The sequence below is a fragment of the Bathymodiolus heckerae thiotrophic gill symbiont genome, from assembly GCF_900180345.1.
Lineage (GTDB): Bacteria > Pseudomonadota > Gammaproteobacteria > PS1 > Pseudothioglobaceae > Thiodubiliella.
The window spans coordinates 43,452-60,102 of record NZ_FXLV01000002.1; the positions used below are offsets into that span (position 1 = coordinate 43,452).

General features: G+C 39.4%; 18 protein-coding genes. 9 read left to right on the top strand and 9 right to left on the bottom strand.

Going from position 1 to position 16,651, the window contains the following annotated elements; genetic code table 11:
* Window position 1: 1 nt before the first annotated feature.
* Window positions 2–2,560 carry an ATP-dependent chaperone ClpB gene (gene clpB / locus CRYPD_RS00570; RefSeq protein ID WP_138145628.1) on the bottom strand — a complete coding sequence of 853 codons (2,559 nt, stop codon included), beginning with the start codon at window positions 2,558–2,560 and terminating at the stop codon, window positions 2–4.
* 78 nt (window positions 2,561–2,638) lie between these two features.
* Between clpB and CRYPD_RS00575 the strand changes: the two genes are divergently transcribed.
* The 3 genes from CRYPD_RS00575 (at window position 2,639) to CRYPD_RS07775 (ending at window position 4,545) form a co-directional block, all read left to right on the top strand.
* Window positions 2,639–3,100: a tRNA (cytidine(34)-2'-O)-methyltransferase gene (locus CRYPD_RS00575; protein WP_138145629.1), complete on the top strand. Its 462-nt coding sequence runs from the start codon at window positions 2,639–2,641 to the stop codon at window positions 3,098–3,100.
* Window positions 3,101–3,126: 26 nt separating this feature from the next.
* Window positions 3,127–4,251 (top strand): polysaccharide deacetylase family protein, encoded by a 1,125-nt coding sequence (locus CRYPD_RS00580; protein ID WP_138145630.1) that lies wholly within the window; start codon window positions 3,127–3,129, stop codon window positions 4,249–4,251.
* A gap of 126 nt (window positions 4,252–4,377) precedes the next feature.
* The gene (locus CRYPD_RS07775) at window positions 4,378–4,545 is read left to right on the top strand and encodes a hypothetical protein (protein ID WP_171004255.1); all 168 of its coding nucleotides are present in this window, start codon (window positions 4,378–4,380) and stop codon (window positions 4,543–4,545) included.
* On the opposite strand, the gene fmt is transcribed toward CRYPD_RS07775, so the two are convergent.
* Genes fmt through CRYPD_RS00595 form a run of 3 tightly spaced genes read right to left on the bottom strand, consistent with a single transcriptional unit; the run spans window position 4,521 to window position 7,239 of the window.
* Window positions 4,521–5,459, bottom strand: coding sequence for a methionyl-tRNA formyltransferase (gene fmt / locus CRYPD_RS00585; protein ID WP_138145631.1), 939 nt, complete (start codon window positions 5,457–5,459; stop codon window positions 4,521–4,523). The genes CRYPD_RS07775 and fmt overlap by 25 nt on opposite strands.
* Window positions 5,456–6,838, bottom strand: a complete 1,383-nt coding sequence (argH, locus tag CRYPD_RS00590; protein ID WP_425290256.1) for an argininosuccinate lyase — start codon at window positions 6,836–6,838, stop codon at window positions 5,456–5,458. Before argH ends, fmt begins: the two co-directional genes overlap by 4 nt.
* Window positions 6,835–7,239, bottom strand: coding sequence for a thioredoxin family protein (locus tag CRYPD_RS00595; RefSeq protein ID WP_138145633.1), 405 nt, complete (start codon window positions 7,237–7,239; stop codon window positions 6,835–6,837). The genes argH and CRYPD_RS00595 overlap by 4 nt, the downstream gene beginning before the upstream one ends.
* 37 nt (window positions 7,240–7,276) lie before the next feature.
* Between CRYPD_RS00595 and hemC the strand changes: the two genes are divergently transcribed.
* On the top strand, window positions 7,277–8,194 hold the full coding sequence (gene hemC, locus CRYPD_RS00600) for a hydroxymethylbilane synthase (protein WP_138145634.1): 918 nt from the start codon (window positions 7,277–7,279) through the stop codon (window positions 8,192–8,194).
* A 30-nt stretch (window positions 8,195–8,224) separates the two neighbouring features.
* Complete coding sequence (locus tag CRYPD_RS00605) at window positions 8,225–8,857, top strand: hypothetical protein (RefSeq protein WP_138145635.1); 633 nt, start codon at window positions 8,225–8,227, stop codon at window positions 8,855–8,857.
* A gap of 1 nt (window position 8,858) precedes the next feature.
* On the opposite strand, the gene CRYPD_RS00610 is transcribed toward CRYPD_RS00605, so the two are convergent.
* From CRYPD_RS00610 to ftsY, 5 genes are all read right to left on the bottom strand, one after another.
* Window positions 8,859–9,335, bottom strand: a complete 477-nt coding sequence (locus CRYPD_RS00610) for an efflux RND transporter periplasmic adaptor subunit (protein ID WP_138145636.1) — start codon at window positions 9,333–9,335, stop codon at window positions 8,859–8,861.
* A complete protein-coding gene (locus tag CRYPD_RS00615) occupies window positions 9,332–10,606 on the bottom strand; it encodes a TolC family protein (protein WP_138145637.1) in 1,275 nt (424 codons plus the stop codon). The genes CRYPD_RS00610 and CRYPD_RS00615 overlap by 4 nt, the downstream gene beginning before the upstream one ends.
* Complete coding sequence (locus CRYPD_RS00620; protein WP_138145638.1) at window positions 10,603–11,106, bottom strand: thioredoxin family protein; 504 nt, start codon at window positions 11,104–11,106, stop codon at window positions 10,603–10,605. Before CRYPD_RS00620 ends, CRYPD_RS00615 begins: the two co-directional genes overlap by 4 nt.
* A gap of 59 nt (window positions 11,107–11,165) precedes the next feature.
* Window positions 11,166–12,197 (bottom strand): bifunctional transcriptional activator/DNA repair enzyme AdaA, encoded by a 1,032-nt coding sequence (locus CRYPD_RS00625; RefSeq protein ID WP_138145639.1) that lies wholly within the window; start codon window positions 12,195–12,197, stop codon window positions 11,166–11,168.
* Between the two features lie 66 nt (window positions 12,198–12,263).
* On the bottom strand, window positions 12,264–13,208 hold the full coding sequence (gene ftsY, locus CRYPD_RS00630; RefSeq protein ID WP_138145640.1) for a signal recognition particle-docking protein FtsY: 945 nt from the start codon (window positions 13,206–13,208) through the stop codon (window positions 12,264–12,266).
* 14 nt (window positions 13,209–13,222) lie between these two features.
* Between ftsY and CRYPD_RS00635 the strand changes: the two genes are divergently transcribed.
* The 4 genes from CRYPD_RS00635 (at window position 13,223) to CRYPD_RS07780 (ending at window position 16,598) form a co-directional block, all read left to right on the top strand.
* Window positions 13,223–14,548, top strand: coding sequence for a M16 family metallopeptidase (locus CRYPD_RS00635; RefSeq protein ID WP_244610216.1), 1,326 nt, complete (start codon window positions 13,223–13,225; stop codon window positions 14,546–14,548).
* On the top strand, window positions 14,545–15,834 hold the full coding sequence (locus CRYPD_RS00640; protein WP_138145641.1) for a M16 family metallopeptidase: 1,290 nt from the start codon (window positions 14,545–14,547) through the stop codon (window positions 15,832–15,834). Before CRYPD_RS00635 ends, CRYPD_RS00640 begins: the two co-directional genes overlap by 4 nt.
* Window positions 15,831–16,184 (top strand): gamma-glutamylcyclotransferase family protein, encoded by a 354-nt coding sequence (locus CRYPD_RS00645; RefSeq protein ID WP_138145642.1) that lies wholly within the window; start codon window positions 15,831–15,833, stop codon window positions 16,182–16,184. The genes CRYPD_RS00640 and CRYPD_RS00645 overlap by 4 nt, the downstream gene beginning before the upstream one ends.
* A gap of 264 nt (window positions 16,185–16,448) precedes the next feature.
* Window positions 16,449–16,598 (top strand): hypothetical protein, encoded by a 150-nt coding sequence (locus tag CRYPD_RS07780; protein ID WP_171004256.1) that lies wholly within the window; start codon window positions 16,449–16,451, stop codon window positions 16,596–16,598.
* Window positions 16,599–16,651: the final 53 nt, after the last annotated feature.

A 16,651-nucleotide genomic window follows, 5' to 3' on the forward strand; every position in this document is an offset into this window, starting at 1 on the left:
TTTAAGCAAATACAATCTCGTTATTCACCACGCTACCGTGAATGACTGTCCCTGAGATAAATTCGCCAGCCAGTATTTTTTGAGAAAGTGGATTTTCAAGCAATCTTTGAATGGTGCGTTTGAGTGGTCTGGCGCCAAATACGGGGTCGTAGCCTCGGTCAACAATTAATGTCATTGCCCCATCATCCAGTTCAAGTTTGAGATCCATTTTAGCCAAACGGGATTGTAAAATCTCAATTTGCAATGCAGCAATGCCTTTGATTTGCTCTTTTTCAAGATTGTTAAAGATAACAATTTCATCAATACGATTGACAAACTCAGGACGAAAATGTTCACCAACAATTTGCGTGAGTTCTTGGGTCATGTCCTTGCCAGGATTTTCCTGAATAAGGTGAGATCCAAGGTTAGAGGTCATCACAATTACCGTGTTTTTAAAGTCCACGGTGCGACCTTGCCCATCAGTTAGGCGACCGTCATCTAGCACTTGAAGCAAAATATTAAATACATCCGGATGGGCTTTTTCCACTTCATCAAGCAAAATAATAGAATATGGCTTGCGTCTAACAGCCTCGGTTAAAACCCCACCCTGCTCGTAGCCCACATAGCCTGGGGGTGCGCCAATTAGGCGAGCGACTGAGTGCTTTTCCATAAATTCGCTCATATCCACTCGAATAATAGCCTGTTCGGTGTCAAATAAAAAGTCCGCCAAGGCTTTGGTGAGTTCAGTTTTTCCCACACCAGTTGGGCCCATGAACATAAACGAGCCATCAGGGCGATTTGGGTCAGACAACCCAGCACGAGAGCGACGAACTGCATCAGAAATCACTTTAACCGCCTTATCTTGACCAACCAGTCGCTGGTGAATAATATGCTCCATTTGCAACAGTTTATCCCGCTCGCCTTCCATCATTTTATCCACAGGAATTCCCGTCCAGCGGGCAACAATGTGGGCGATTTCGTCTTCGGTAACTTTGTTACGAAGTAGCGTCATTTCTTCTACGCTAGCAGATTCTGCTTCGGTGATTTTGGTTTCTAATTCTGGAATTTTGCCGTATTGCAGTTCACTCATTTTGGCTAAATCATTATTGCGACTTGCCAACTCAAGCGCTGCTTTTGCTTGTTCCAGCTCTTCTTTTAAGTGTTGCGCACCTTGCACCACGGATTTTTCTTTTTTCCAAATCTCTTCCAAATCGGCATATTCTTTTTCCAAGGATTTAATCAACTCAAGTAATTCCTTGAATCGTACTTTAGAGGCCTTGTCTTTCTCTTTTTTAAGCGCCATACGCTCAATTTTGAGTTGTACTAATTTGCGGTCAAGTTTGTCCATTGATTCTGGTTTTGAATCAATTTCCATGCGAATTTGTGAGGCCGCTTCATCGATTAAATCAATGGCTTTATCAGGCAGTTGTCTGTCAGTAATGTATCTGATTGAATAGCTAACAGCGGCAATAATTGCAGGGTCGGTGATTTCCACCCCATGATGCACTTCGTATTTTTCTTTCAGTCCACGCAAAATGGCAATCGTGTCTTGTTCGGTCGGCTCATCTACTAACACTCTTTGGAAACGACGCTCTAAGGCGGCATCTTTTTCGATATATTGGCGATATTCATCCAGCGTGGTTGCACCCATACAGTGCAAATCACCACGAGCCAGTGCTGGTTTGAGCATATTACCTGCATCCATTGCGCCGTCGGCCTTTCCTGCGCCGACCATGGTGTGTAATTCGTCAATAAATAAAATCACCTGCCCTTGCTCAGCTTCTAATTCTTTTAATACCGCTTTGAGGCGTTCCTCGAACTCGCCTCGGTATTTTGCTCCTGCCACTAATGCCGCCATATCTAGTGACAATAACCGCTTACCTTTAATACCTTCTGGCACTTCATTGTTGATAATGCGTTGTGCCAAGCCTTCGGCAATTGCAGTTTTGCCCACACCAGGTTCGCCAATTAACACAGGGTTATTTTTGGTACGGCGTTGTAAAACTTGAATGGCACGGCGGATTTCACCATCTCGCCCAATCACAGGGTCAAGTTTTCCATCCTGTGCTTGCTGAGTAAGGTCAAGGGTGTATTTGTTTAAGGATTCTCTTTGGGTTTCTGCATTTTGGTCGTTCACGGTTTCTCCTCCTCTAAGGTTGTCAATGGCAGTGGATAAACTTTGCTTATCAACACCTAAGTCTTTTAACAATATTGTAGTGGCATCACTACCATCAATAATTGCCAGTAAAAATAACTCAGTGGACAAATAACTGTCGCCTTTGTCTGTTGCTAATTTTTCAGCGATATTTAACAGTTTTGATAAGTTTTGCGAGATGTTAATATCACCATTCGGATTGCTCACCACGGCTAAATTATCAATGGCTTTATCGACATTGGTTTTAAGCTGTTTGGTATTTATGCTCAGTGTTCTAATGATATTACTCACACTGGAAGCATAATCGCTGAGCATCGCACTTAATACATGCACACCTTCGATAACGGTATGATTTTTGTTAATCGCAATAGATTGCGCAGCGCCCAAGTTTTGCTGAAATTGTGAAGTTAGTTTATTAATGTCCATTTCATTTTACTTTTTTAATTATCTAAACATTATTTATGGGATGATTATCAACTTATCAAGTCAAAAAAATAAAATATTATGTTAAATTTAGTGTTATTTGAGCCTGAAATACCCAACAATACCGGTGCCATTATTCGCCTGTGTGCCAATATGGGTGCAAATTTACACCTTATTAAACCTTATGGCTTTGAAATGGAGGATAAAAAATTACGCAGGGCAGGGCTAGATTACAAAGAGCTTGTGTGCGTGCGTGAATATGAGAATTTTGAGGATTATTTAGACAAAGCCAAACCTGAGCGTATTTTTGCTGTGAGTTCTAAGGTTAAAACCGTTTATACAGAGGTTGAATATCAAGTCAATGATTCGCTACTTTTAGGTCCAGAAACACGAGGTTTGCCAATAGAAATACTGGATAAATTTACAGGCATTACTTTACCAATGCAAGAGGGCTCTCGTAGTTTAAATCTGTCTAATTGCGCCTCTATTGTGGCGTATGAGGCTTGGCGACAAATCGGTTTTAAGGGGGCTAAAAATGTTTAAGTTTATTATGAGACCTTTGCATAAATATGAATAATCATCAAAAATCCACTTTTCACCCGCTTGGCGATTTTTTAAACCCAGCCTTAGCCCTGCTAGGACAAGGTTTAATAAAATCACCAATCTGGCAAAAATTGAATTTTGCTAATCATCCCTATTTATGCAAAGGTCTCATTATATTAATGCTGTTTCCGTTGTCTGTAAGCGCCAATAACTGCGTGGTTTTGTTGTATCATCATTTTTCTGACACCACACCAAAATCAACCAGTATCAGCCCTAAATTATTTGAGCAACATTTACAATATTTGCAAGACAATGATTTTCAGGTGCTTAAGCTCAACACCATGCTTGAGCGCTTAGATAATGACAATCTACCTAACAAATGTGTGGTATTAACAGCCGATGATGCTTATCAATCCATTGCTAAAAATGCCTATCCATTGCTAAAAAAATATCAAATGTCGATGAGTGTTTTTGTCCCTACCGAGGCTATTGATAAGAAATATAAAGCTATGATGTCGTGGCAACAAATGCGTGATATCCAAGGTGAAACCATGCAATTTTACAACCATGGCACCGACCATTCGCATTTTTTAGATTTAGACGCATCGCAAATTCAAACGCAAATCCAACAAGCGCAAAAACGACTTAATCAAAAATTAGGCAAGCGTCATAAAATCCTTGCTTATCCTTATGGTGAAGCGAGTTTAACCATCTTAGAACAAGTTAAAAAAATGGGTTACACGGCATTTGGACAACATTCTGGCGTAATCTCCAAAGCCAGTCATCAGCAAAATCTCCCCCGCTTTCCTATGGCAGCACATTATGCCAAAATGCCCAGTTTTAAAACCAAAGTTAACACTTTACCCATGCCAATTAAAGCCAAAATCACCCATCCAATCTTTACTCAAAATCCACCAACCTTAACTCTAGAATTCTCTAAATCCCTTAACAAACACCAAAAAGCCAACCTAAATTGCTTTGCCAATGGCGGCGTAACCATGGTGTGGCAAGGTAGCCAAAGTGTTACTATTACTGCCAAAAAACCTTTAACACATCGTCGTAGTAAATACAACTGCACCTTGCCTAGCAAACAAAAAGGCAGATACCACTGGCACAGTATTCAGTGGATTAATCCTAATATTAAAGAATAAGATAGGCGGGAATAAATGCAATATTGATGATTAGTCCAATGAAAGGTAGGATAGAGTGATGGGTGATAGCATCGAATTTATTTATCAGATTTGAGTGGTATGATTATTTGAGACCTTTGCATAAATATGAATAATCATCAAAAATCCACTTTTCACCCGCTTGGCGATTTTTTAAACCCAGCCTTAGCCCTGCTAGGACAAGGTTTAATAAAATCACCAATCTGGCAAAAATTGAATTTTGCTAATCATCCCTATTTATGCAAAGGTCTCTATTTGAGTTTTGTCAGTTGGTAGGCGTTGCTAAAGTCTTTAATATTGAGTGCTTTTTTGCCTGCCAGCTGCACAGTCTCTAAACTTAACAGCCCGTCACCCGTTGTCACGAAGCAAGTACCTTTAGTGGATTCAATGATTCCTCCCGGACTTTTAGAGGCCTTGCTTCTAAAATTGTCTATTATAGAAGTGGATAAAATACGCAAAACTTGGGTATCAAATTTGTCACTACTCGCATGGGTTTGGGCGATGGGATAGGGGTTAAACGCCCTGATTTGGCGACTAATTTGTACGGCGGATTGCGTCCAATCTACCCATGCCTCTTCTTTTTTGAGTTTTTTGGCATAAGTAGCCCCTGCCTTGTTTTGCGCTGTGGGCGATAAATCTTTAAGATTTTTTAAAGCCTCAACAATGGCATCTGCACCCAGTATAGCGAGTTTGTCATGCAAAGATTGTGCGGTGTCGGTATTGGTAATTTCGCAGGGTTTTTCTAGCAAAATATCGCCCGTATCCAAGCCTTCGTTCATTTGCATAATACCGATACCTGTGGTTTTGTCGCCTGCGAGAATAGCTCGTTGAATTGGCGCTGCGCCACGCCAACGAGGCAATAGTGAGGCGTGAATATTGAGGCATCCGTATTTTGGTGTGTCTAATATAGATTTTGTCAATAGTTGACCGTAAGCCACCACTACCATAATATCGGCGTTTAGGTTTTTGAGTTCAATTTGTGTGCTTTCGTCTTTAAGGCTTTCTGGTTGTAAAACAAGCAGATTGTGCGCCAGTGCTTTTACTTTAACAGGGCAAAGGGTTGGTATTCTGCCACGACCTTTGGGGCGGTCGGGCTGGCAATATACGCCAACAATATCGTGCCTAGCATCAATCAATGCCGTTAAAACACCGACTGAAAACTCAGGTGTACCTGCAAAAACTATTTTCATTTAAGGGCTTTTCGTGCAGTTTTAATGGCTTGTATGACTTGCTTTGGCGCAGTGCCACCGAGATGGTCGCGTGCACAAAGTGAGCCTTCTAAAGAAAGAATATCAAACACATCGCTCTCAATATCTGCGTTAAATTTTTGCAATTCTTCTAGGCTTAATTCACTAAGGTCTTTTTTCTCTTGAATACCGTAGGCGACTGATTTTCCCACCACTTCGTGTGCATCACGAAACGCCAGACCTTTTTTAACCAAATAATCGGCTAAATCGGTCGCCGTGGTATAGCCTTTTTTGGCGGCGTTGTACATATTATCGCGTTTGGTTCGGATGGTTGGCACCATATCGCCAAACACACGCAAACAAGCCTTAAGGGTATCAACTGTGTCAAATAGTGGCTCTTTGTCTTCCTGATTGTCTTTGTTGTAAGCCAGTGGTTGAGATTTCATAATCGTTAGCATCGAAGTCAAATTGCCATATACACGACCTGTTTTTCCACGCACTAATTCTGGCACATCGGGGTTTTTCTTTTGTGGCATAATCGATGAACCTGTGCAGAAGCTATCAGGCAACTCAATAAAATCAAATTGCGCACTTGACCACAAAATCAATTCCTCAGAAAAACGCGATAGGTGCATCATAATGATGCTTGCTACGGATAAAAACTCAATGGCAAAATCCCGATCACTAACGCCGTCTAATGAATTATTACAACTATTTTCAAAGCCTAATAATGTTGCTGTGCGACTACGATTAATGGGGTAAGTTGTCCCCGCTAATGCAGCCGATCCTAGCGGCATAGAATTCATGCGTTTGCGACAATCGACCAAGCGCTCAGCATCACGAGACAGCATTTCAAAATACGCCATCATATGATGAGCAAAACTCACAGGCTGTGCGGCTTGCAGGTGTGTAAATCCAGGTAATATAGTGTTGGTTTCTGTTTCAGCCAAATCAAGTAGTGCTATTTGCAGGCGTTTGATTTCACTGCTGATAGCATCAATTTGCTCGCGCAAATATAGACGAATATCGGTTGCCACTTGATCGTTGCGTGAGCGCCCTGTGTGTAGTTTTTTGCCTGCATTGCCAATCATCTCTACCAAGCGAGCTTCGATATTCATATGCACATCTTCTAAGTCGATTGACCAGTTAAATTTATCGGCTTTAATCTCTGCAAGAATGGTATTCAAGCCCTTAATAATTTGTGATTTTTCCTCATCGGTTAAAATACCAACTTCGTATAGCATAGTGGCGTGTGCAATCGAGCCAGCGATATCATAAGGGGCAAGGATTTTATCAAAAAATACTGAGGCACCAAAAATCTTTACAAATTCGTCGGTTGGTTGGCTGAAGCGTCCGCCCCAAGATTGATTGGTTGGTATCATAATACTGCCTTAAGTTGTTTGGTTGCTTGTGCAATCAAGGTGTCTAATTCGGTCCAATAAGTCTCAATCAAGGTAACGCCGATTTTTTTACCAAGGATATTGCCCTTATTGTCAAGTAGCATCAATGCTGGGTAAAAATTAGCATCGTAGATAAAACTAAATTTAGAGTGATTGCTGATTTGACCTGAAAAATCAACCACATCTTTTAATGAAGAATAAAAAACATGACGCAAAATTACCTTGTCTCTATACTCTTCTAATTCACTCATTGGTTCAATCACTTCCTGTTTAACCAACTCACAGTAGAGGCAATTTGGTGCCGAAAATATGACCAAAATGGGTATTTGTTTGCGTTTTGCCGTTTGCCCATCGGCAAAAAAATCTTTTGCGTCTATTAACATCAGTAAAATAGTTTACTCTTTAAAGTTAGTATTTTATATGAAAACACTAAAAATCGCTACACGCAAAAGTCCCTTGGCGCTTTGGCAGGCAGAATATGTAAAGTCAAAGCTGGAATATCACCACCCAGATTTGACAGTTGAGCTGGTAAAAATGACCACTAAAGGTGATCAGATTTTAAATTCCCCGTTGTCTAAAATTGGCGGAAAAGGTTTGTTTATTAAAGAGTTAGAAGTAGGAATGATGGAAGGTGTAGCCGATATTGCCGTGCATTCTATGAAGGATGTGCCGTATGAAATCCCTCAAGGGTTTACACTGGGTGCGATTTTAAAGCGTGAAAATCCATTCGATGCCTTTGTTTCTAATCATTTTGATAGTATTGATAATTTGCCACAAAATGCCAAAGTAGGCACTTGCTCAATGCGCCGTATTGTCCAGCTTAAAGCCATTCGTCCTGATTTAGAAATTCTAGATTTGCGTGGCAATGTTAATACGCGGTTACAAAAATTGGATAATGGCGAGTTTGACGGTATTATTTTGGCGTGTGCTGGGCTTATTCGTCTAGGTTTTGAAGACAGAATTAAACAGCAAATACCCGCCGAACAATCATTACCAGCGGTAGGGCAGGGTGCAGTTGGTATTGAGATTCGTGAGAATGACGAGGAAATTCTAGTTTTAATCAGCCCATTAATCGACCAAGAGGCGACTTACAGAGTGCGTGCAGAACGGGCAATGAATGCACGCTTAGAGGGCGGATGTTCGGTGCCAATTGCAGGATTTGCAACGCTGAGTGGCAACCAGCTCAGCTTAACAGGTTTAGTGGGTAATGTAGATTCTGGGGTGATTTTAAAGCATCAGATGTCTGCTGATGCTGCTGATGCTGATGCTGCTGAAGTGCTGGGCACACAGCTAGCAGATAAATTAATTGAAATGGGTGCACGAGATATTTTAAAATAAGCGATATTTTTAAAAAAAAGAGGCAGTACTATGTTAGGATTTATCGAAAAAAGTTTTCTTAAAATTACGCAAACCATAGGTTTGTTGTTTGCAATTATTGTATTGGTTGTGGCAGTTTCTGTAGGCTATAACAAAATCAATATTAAAGCTGATGATAAGGTTGAAATGCCGACAATTAAACTTGCTGATTACCAAAAACTAATACGCACTCAGGAGACAAGGATTGGCAAAGACCTAAGCAATAACCAGCGTTTTAACCAAACATTTAATGTGTATATAGACAACATTGTTAACGCTTTGAGTAATTTGTCTGATAAAGTTGTCGATAAGACTGACCTTAGGCAGAAAGTTAAGATTTCAACTAGGACTAAATTAAATCAATTTCCCCAATCATTGCAACTGACTTATGTTAAATCTTTGGCAAAATTAACCAAACAAGTTGCAAATGTTGGCGGTGAAATTGATATGGATAATTTTATCAAATGGCATGATCGGGCTTTTTTCCAAAAGATGAAAGGAAAAGACCAGCGCAATTTTTTACAAATTGGCTCATTGAGAATAGAAAAATCAGCCTATTTTGCAATCTGGGAAGCGCTGGCTATATTTATGATATTGGTGATTATGCTGGCTGTATTGCGTATTGAGAAAAACACTAGAAAGTAGTCTATTCCAATACCATCAATACTTTTGGTGCGTTGATATTGGCAGCATTTCTTAAATTTGGCGTGGCTTGAATCGTGCCAGAAATAGGGGCGTGGATTTGGTATTTTGTCAATTCAATTTCAGCAATTTTGACCTTAATACTATGCGCTTCTAATTCGCGTTTGGCTTTGTCAAAAATCAATTGTACGATATCTAAATCCCTGTGTGAAGAGACCAAGCGGTCGTACAACTCTTGCGTTTGTTGGAGTTCTAACTGCTTGTCGTCAAAATTTTGCTGGTAAGTTTTTTGCAGTGCTTTTAGATAATCCAGCTCTAATTTTGCTTGCGTGTTGTCAATTTGTATCAACAAATCCCCTTGCTTGACAGCAGTTCCCGCAGGCTTAATCAGGGTAATCTCACCAGAAACCAGCGGGTATATATCCAGCGCTAGTGCATTTATGCTCATTAATGATAGTAAAAATATTAGTTTATTTTTCATTGTATTTCTCCTGTGAGTAAGGCAAGTTTTTCAAACCAAATAACAAAATCGAACTGGTTTTTTGCCAGTTTATATTCGGTATTGGTGAGCTGAATGAGCGCATCGCCAATATCACTTTCTAGCTCCATTTCGTAATTTGCTCTGGCGCGTTCAAGGTATAAATCACGATAATCAAGCTCAGTGGCGAGTGATATTTGAACTTGTTTTAGCTCGTTTAGCGTAAGCCAAAAGGTGAGTATTTTCGAGGATAGATTTTGTTTGAATTGTTTGATTTCAAGCGCAACCTGTTTCATCCGAACTTTCAGTTTTGCAATAGTTTGCCGTTTACTGTTGTCTTCGCCGAGCGGCATAGTTAAGTTGATACCAAAGCGTAAATTGCTATTTTTATCACGCTGATAGGCTTGCTCTCCTACTCTGATATTGCCTTTAATAACCACGCCGTAATCACTTTTATGGTGACTAATTTGGCGTTTTAGCGAGGATAAATTTTGGCGCATAATTTGTAGTTCGGCGTTGTTTTTAAAGGCGCTTTCTCTTAATTCGTCAAGTGAGGCCAACACTTTAGAAAAATAATGCTTTAACTTGGGCTTTACCAAATCATCGGGGCGATCTTCGTATTTAATGCCTAAAATATCTGCTAATTCTGCACGCTTAAGGATTTGTTGCGCCTCAATTCTTATGCGCCTGCTCACATCTAGTTGAGTGATGGCTTGCTTGCCAAGTAACTCTACCTCTGATGCTTTATTAATATCAAAATCATCTCGCACATCGTTTGCCTGAATGGCGGAGATTGCCAAGCGTTCAAGCATGGTTTCAAGCTGCATATCTACTAAAATCACCTCAAAAAAACGACTCATAATATCAATATTTTTCTCTTTTTTTAGATAGGCTAAGGCTTGTTTGGCACTGGTAATTGTTTGCTGAGCCGTGCCAATATCAATATCAGCATTTTGCTCAAACAGGGTTTTTTCAAGGCGAATAAAGGCATGAGAATTATTAACACCATTAGAAAATTCCTTTCTTTGTGCTAATTGCAAATCCAAGTTAGCTTGAAAATCAAAACTGGATTGCGCACTTTGCAAGTCAATCAAACCTTCGTTGATGGCTAATTGTTGTTTTTGCACCTCAAAACTTTGATTTTCCCCAATTTTAAATGCTTGCTCTAAGCTTAGTGGATTGGGGGTTTTAGCGGCTGTGGTAAGCGATGAGAATGCAAAAAATCCAAAGATTATCAAGCTTTTTAGGCGGTAGTTAGGTATTAGTAAAATCACCGATGTTTGCGTTTATAGCGTATAAATTTTTCATCTTTATAAGCTTTTTCAACGAAATAATTTGCTAACAGTAAAAAGTCTTTTTCATTGGCAAAACCCGTACGGCGTACCATGCGCTTGCCAGTTAAGTCAAAAAAAGCGAGCACAGGTGTGGCACCAACTAGATTATGGCGTTGAGCAAAGATTTTCTCTAAAGTGTCGTTGCCGTTAAAATCAGTCAAATCCACGCTGGACTCTATATCTACTTCAAAGTTTAAGAAATTCTGCTTAAAATAATCAATCACAGGCTTTTGGCTCAGAACATTACGGCGCATTTTTTGGCAAAATGGACACTCTTCCATGTGAAAAAAGATAAAAATCCCCTCTTTTTTGGCATCAATAGCATCTTCTAGATTTTCAGAATAATCATTAAAGTGCTGGTCAAATAGCGTGTTATTCTCTACCGCATAAGTAGAATGAGAAAAAACTAATATCAGCAATAAGTATAAAATTTTTTTCATTAGCACTCCTCAAGTTACAAAGGCAATGATAACATTTATTTAAGCAGTCATTAAGACTTTTAATTATTGTTATTTTCTAAGGTTAATAAAAACTGTTTTCTGTCTAATCCGCCGCCATAACCACCGAGCGATCCATCTGAGGCGATGACACGATGACAAGGCACAATTAAGCCAATTTTGTTACAACCATTGGCACTGGCAACTGCACGAATAGCGCTTGGTTTATGCATAAATTCTGCCTCGTATTTGTAACTCCAAGTCTTTCCATATGGGATTTTAAGTAAGGTTTGCCACACTTGTCGCTGGAAATCGGTGCCTACCATGTGTAAATCAAGGTCAAAATTTTTGCGTTTGCCATCCAGATATTCTGCGATTTGTATTTGCACTAAGTCCAAATATGGATTGCTACCCGGCAAAATCACCGCATTTAGTCGAGCGCACAAATCCTTAAATTCAGTCTCTAACATTCGTCTATCACTAAATTCCAATAAGCACAAGCCCTTTGTGGTAGCACAAGCAAACATGGTGCCAATTTTAGTAGGAAAACGAATGATATTAATCACGATTTTATTTGTCTTTTTATCACTTGTTCCGAAGAGCTTTTTCCAGCCTTGATTAAAGCTACTTAAACTCTCATAGCCCAGTCCAAAAGCGGTATTAGTGATAGAATTTCCGCCTTTTATTTGATTGTAAGCCTTGTTAATTCTGAACATTCTTTGATAAGCGTGAAAGGTCATATTATGATTAACCTTAAACCAGCGGCGAATTTTGTTAGGCTCAATACCTCGTTTTCTCAAATCATAATCTTTGATTTTTAGATAAGGATCGTTTTGCAAATCATGGATAATTTTTTCAACATAGTCAGGTGTTTTACCTTCAATCCCCATTGGTTTACAAATTTTACAAGGACGAAAACCTGCTTTAATGGCATCATTTTGACTGTCGTAAAATACCACATTTTGCACTTTTGGTTTTTTAGCTCGGCAGGATGCCCGGCAAAAAATACCTGTGGTTACAACGGCAGTTATGTATGGCGACAATGAGTTTGCTTTAATAAGTGCATATTTTTCGTCAAAAGTTAAGTGTTTCATTGGGCTATTTTATAAGCACCAAGAGACAGAGCGCTTACAAAAACTTAACAAGTTCATTGAAAAAAATTAATCAAACAAAGCTTCAATAAATTCTTTTGCTTTAAACGGTTTTAAATCGTCAATCCCTTCACCTACGCCAATGTAGCGAATAGGGAGATTGAGTTCATCAGAGATGGCGAATAGCACGCCGCCTTTGGCAGTGCCGTCTAGTTTAGTGATACTAATACCACTTAAAGAAACTGCTTTGTTGAATTCTTTGGCTTGATTGATGGCATTTTGCCCTGAGCCACCGTCAATTACCAGCATTACTTCATGCGGTGCATTTTCATTTTGTTTGGTGATGACACGCTTGATTTTGGTTAATTCTTGCATAAGATTGTCCTGTGTGTGCAAGCGTCCTGCGGTATCGGCAATTAAAATATCGATATTTTTGGCTTGTGCTGATTGGTAGGCATCAAAGATGACTGAGGCGGCATCAGCACCTGTGCCTTGTGCAACGACCGTTATATCGTTGCGTTTACCCCAGACTTTGAGCTGCTCAACAGCGGCGGCGCGGAAAGTATCACCCGCTGCCAACATTACTGATTTGCCTTGGTTTTGGAATGATTTAGCCAGTTTGCCAATAGTGGTGGTTTTGCCAGCGCCGTTCACACCGACAACTAAAATAACAAAAGTTTCACTGCTATTGATGTTGAGTTGGTTATCTTCAATCAACAATTTGGCTAATTCATCTTTTAAGAAATCATACAAGGCATCAGAGTCTTTAAGGATTTTTCGAGAGGCATTTTTACGCACAGATTCTAAGATTTTATCAGTGGTGTTGATACCAATATCTGCGGTAATGAGTAGTATTTCTAACGCCTCTAACAAATCTTCATCAATGTTTTTTTTACCCAATAGTAATGACGACAAGCCAGCACCTAATTTTTGCCTAGATTTAGCTAAGCGCTGTTTTAAAGAAGTTGGCTGCTGTATTAAATCGGATTTATTTTTTTTGAAAAAATTAAACATTTATAATATTGATAATGAAAAATTTGATTTTACTATCCTTTGCTTTCTTTTTTAGTGCTTTTGCTTGTGCAATTGAACTTGAAAAACACAACATCACCCAAACGACCTTGGACAATGGGCTGAAAATTATCATCAAAACCGATAAGCGTGCACCTGTATTTATTTCTCAACTTTGGTATCGGGTTGGTGCTAGTGACGAATCTCGCCCTAATACAGGCATCTCACATATGCTTGAGCATATGATGTTTAAAGGCACACGGGATTACAAAGTTGGCGAATTTTCAAAAATTATTGCCCGTAATGGCGGCAATGATAATGCCTTTACTTCCAAAGATTACACCGCTTATTATCAAAAAATGCACAAGTCAAAATTAGCACTTGCTATCAAAATGGAAGCAGACAGAATGCGTCATTTGCAACTGTCTAATGATGAATTTGAAAAAGAAAGACAAGTAGTGATTGAAGAGCGTCGATTACGCATAGAGGACAACCCGAATGCCCAAGTGTATGAGCATTTAAAGCTGATTTCTTTTGACAAAAATGGCGCTTATCACGCGCCAATTATTGGCTTTCAAGCGGACATAGAGTCTTATCATTTGCATGATTTACGCACTTGGTATGAAAAATATTACGCACCTAATAATGCCTCATTAGTGGTGGTGGGCGATGTAGATCCTGCCGAGGTAATTGTGCTGGCTCGGCAGTATTTTGGCGGCTATAAAGTTAATCCAAATATAACCAATGTTGACAACCCCTCTATTGCTCAAACCAGCAATACTCGTGTGTTAAAGCTCAAAGCACAGCTGCCTTTTTACATCTTATCTTTTTCTGTGCCGAGCCTCAAAACCACAGACAATACACACAATGCTTACGCTCTAGATATGTTGGCTTATGTATTGGATAACGGCTTGTCTAAAGCCTTGATTAGAGAGCAACAAATTGCCTCAAGTATTGGCGTAGAGTATCGACTATACGATAAATATAACACCTTATTTACCCTGAGTTTTATCCCCGTCAAAGGTGTGAGTAATGAGGCGGTTTTGTCAGCAATTAAAAGCAAAATTACCGAATTGATTCAAAACCCTGATTTGATTAAAGACGAACTAGTCCGTATCAAAACCCAACTTGAAGCCGAATTTGTGTTTGAGCAAGATCACATATCCACCCAGTCTTATTACCTGGGTATGCTCTCTGCCATTGGTTTAAGTGTTGAAACTTTGTTTTCCTATGTGGATAAAATGAACGCCATTAGTGCCAATGATGTGGCGCAAGCTGCTAAACAGTATTTGAATTTCTCTCAAGCAAACTCGGTAGAGCTCATTCCCCAAGGCATTAAATGAAAGTACTCATCTTATTTTTATCGTTAATAACCAACGCATACGCTACGCTTGACATTCAGCATTGGACAACACCTGAAGGTGCAAAGGTTTTATTTGTGCAAACCCAAGACTTGCCAATGTTAGATATTGCCTTAAATTTTGATGCCGCCAGTAGTAGAGATGGCGAGCAACACGGTTTAGCCTCTTTAACCAGTAATTTACTGGGCACAGCCACCCAAGCTCACAACGAAGAACAAATTATTAACGCCTTTGAATCAATAGGTGCACAGTTTTCCAGCAATTCTCTAAAAGATATGTCAATTTTGTCATTGCGTACACTCTCAAGAGATGAGGTTTTAAAAAAATCCCTCAATATTTTTACCGAAGTGGTTACTCTGCCAAGTTTTCAACAAAAATATTTAACCCGTGAAAAACGCCAAACTTTACAATCAATCAAGGCCAGCGAACAATCTCCAGCCAGTGTAGCATCAAAGGCTTTTTCTAAGTCGGTATTTGGCAAACACCCTTATGCCCATAGCAAAATCGGCACACAAGCAACGATTGAAAATATCACCATAGAAGATTTAAAACGACATTATCAGCAGTTTTTCGTTGCCAAAAATCTCACTATTGCTTTGGTGGGCGATGTCAGCAAAGTTAAAGCCAAACAGATTGCACGCCAAATTTCTCATGGCTTAAATGTAGGTAAAAAAGCCAAGCCTAATCCAATGGTTATGCCACTTAATGCAACTCAAAATATTCACATTAACTTCCCCTCAAAACAAACCCACTTGCTGATTGGTCAAATGGGTATTAATCGCACTCATCCCGATTATTACCCCTTATATTTAGGCAACCATATCTTTGGCGGTAGCGGGCTGACTTCACTTTTAAGCAATGAAATTCGTGAGAAAAAAGGTTTGGCTTATTCGGCGTATAGTTATTTTAGTCAAATGCAATCAAACGGTTTATTTATGATGCGTTTGCAAACCAAAAACACCCAAGCCAACAAGGCCAAAACCATTGCTATTGCAACACTGAATAATTTTATCAATAGCCCAATTAATACACAAAAATTACAAGACGGAAAAGACAATATTATCGGCGGTTTTGCCCTGCAAACAGCCAGTAATGCCAATATCTTAACTTATCTTTCACTTATTGGTTTTTACAATCTACCCTTGGATTATTTAAGCAGTTTTGTGCACCAAATTAAAGACATCAGCGCACAAGATGTGCAAAACGCCTTCAAACGCCTAATAGACATAAACAAACTTGTTGTTCTAAGCGTTGGAGCAGAACAGTGACAAGTGCAACCATTTTGCTATTTTCCTACGGCACTTTACAAACCCCCGCCGTACAACTAGAAACCTTCGAACGCAAATTGGTGGGTTATGAAGATCAATTACTCGGCTACAAACTAGCAATGGTCAAAATCCAAGACCAAGGTGTAGTGGCACTCAGTGGCGAAACCCACCACCCAATCGCAATCCCTAGCTCATCCGAACGCATATTAGGCAAAGTATTCAAAATCACTCCCGAAGAGCTTGTACAATCTGACAAATACGAAGTGGACGAATATCAGCGAGTATTAGGGCAAATGGCATCAGGCAAGCCTGCTTGGGTGTATGTTAAAGACACCCTAAAAAAAATCTAACAGGCTATTATAGTACGATCAGAGGCCACTGCATTAATCCATTACAACTTATGAAATGCATAAAATAGCACTTTTTTACCCAAAAACTATACAACAATCCTTGTAGGATAGTAAATAACTGGCTATTCTCCTCATTTTTGGATAAAAATGCACTATTTTTTTATATTCTCTAAGTCGCACTGGGTTAATGCAGTGGTCTCAAAGAGGGCAGTCTCAATTCAATGATTTTTGTTTTATTGCTTTTATAGAGACCTTTACATAAATATGAATAATCATCAAAAATCCACTTTTCACCCGCTTGGCGATTTTTTAAACCCAGCCTTAGCCCTGCTAGGACAAGGTTTAATAAAATCACCAATCTGGCAAAAATTGAATTTTGCTAATCATCCCTATTTATGCAAAGGTTTCTTATAATCACATTTTTTTAAAAGAATTTGACTTTTTTTTAAAAAGTTTGACTTATGCAA

Excerpts from the sequence above, each read along its gene's own strand:
- clpB (WP_138145628.1), bottom strand. The coding sequence starts at position 2,560 with ATGGACATTAATAAACTAACTTCACAATTTCAGCAAAACTTGGGCGCT.
- hemC (WP_138145634.1), top strand. The coding sequence starts at position 7,277 with ATGAAAACACTAAAAATCGCTACACGCAAAAGTCCCTTGGCGCTTTGG.
- CRYPD_RS07775 (WP_171004255.1), top strand. The coding sequence starts at position 4,378 with ATGAATAATCATCAAAAATCCACTTTTCACCCGCTTGGCGATTTTTTA.
- CRYPD_RS00625 (WP_138145639.1), bottom strand. The coding sequence starts at position 12,197 with ATGAAACACTTAACTTTTGACGAAAAATATGCACTTATTAAAGCAAAC.
- fmt (WP_138145631.1), bottom strand. The coding sequence starts at position 5,459 with ATGAAAATAGTTTTTGCAGGTACACCTGAGTTTTCAGTCGGTGTTTTA.
- CRYPD_RS07780 (WP_171004256.1), top strand. The coding sequence starts at position 16,449 with ATGAATAATCATCAAAAATCCACTTTTCACCCGCTTGGCGATTTTTTA.
- CRYPD_RS00575 (WP_138145629.1), top strand. The coding sequence starts at position 2,639 with ATGTTAAATTTAGTGTTATTTGAGCCTGAAATACCCAACAATACCGGT.
- CRYPD_RS00580 (WP_138145630.1), top strand. The coding sequence starts at position 3,127 with ATGAATAATCATCAAAAATCCACTTTTCACCCGCTTGGCGATTTTTTA.
- CRYPD_RS00605 (WP_138145635.1), top strand. The coding sequence starts at position 8,225 with ATGTTAGGATTTATCGAAAAAAGTTTTCTTAAAATTACGCAAACCATA.
- CRYPD_RS00635 (WP_244610216.1), top strand. The coding sequence starts at position 13,223 with ATGAAAAATTTGATTTTACTATCCTTTGCTTTCTTTTTTAGTGCTTTT.
- CRYPD_RS00640 (WP_138145641.1), top strand. The coding sequence starts at position 14,545 with ATGAAAGTACTCATCTTATTTTTATCGTTAATAACCAACGCATACGCT.
- ftsY (WP_138145640.1), bottom strand. The coding sequence starts at position 13,208 with ATGTTTAATTTTTTCAAAAAAAATAAATCCGATTTAATACAGCAGCCA.
- CRYPD_RS00610 (WP_138145636.1), bottom strand. The coding sequence starts at position 9,335 with ATGAAAAATAAACTAATATTTTTACTATCATTAATGAGCATAAATGCA.
- argH (WP_425290256.1), bottom strand. The coding sequence starts at position 6,838 with ATGATACCAACCAATCAATCTTGGGGCGGACGCTTCAGCCAACCAACC.
- CRYPD_RS00620 (WP_138145638.1), bottom strand. The coding sequence starts at position 11,106 with ATGAAAAAAATTTTATACTTATTGCTGATATTAGTTTTTTCTCATTCT.
- CRYPD_RS00595 (WP_138145633.1), bottom strand. The coding sequence starts at position 7,239 with ATGTTAATAGACGCAAAAGATTTTTTTGCCGATGGGCAAACGGCAAAA.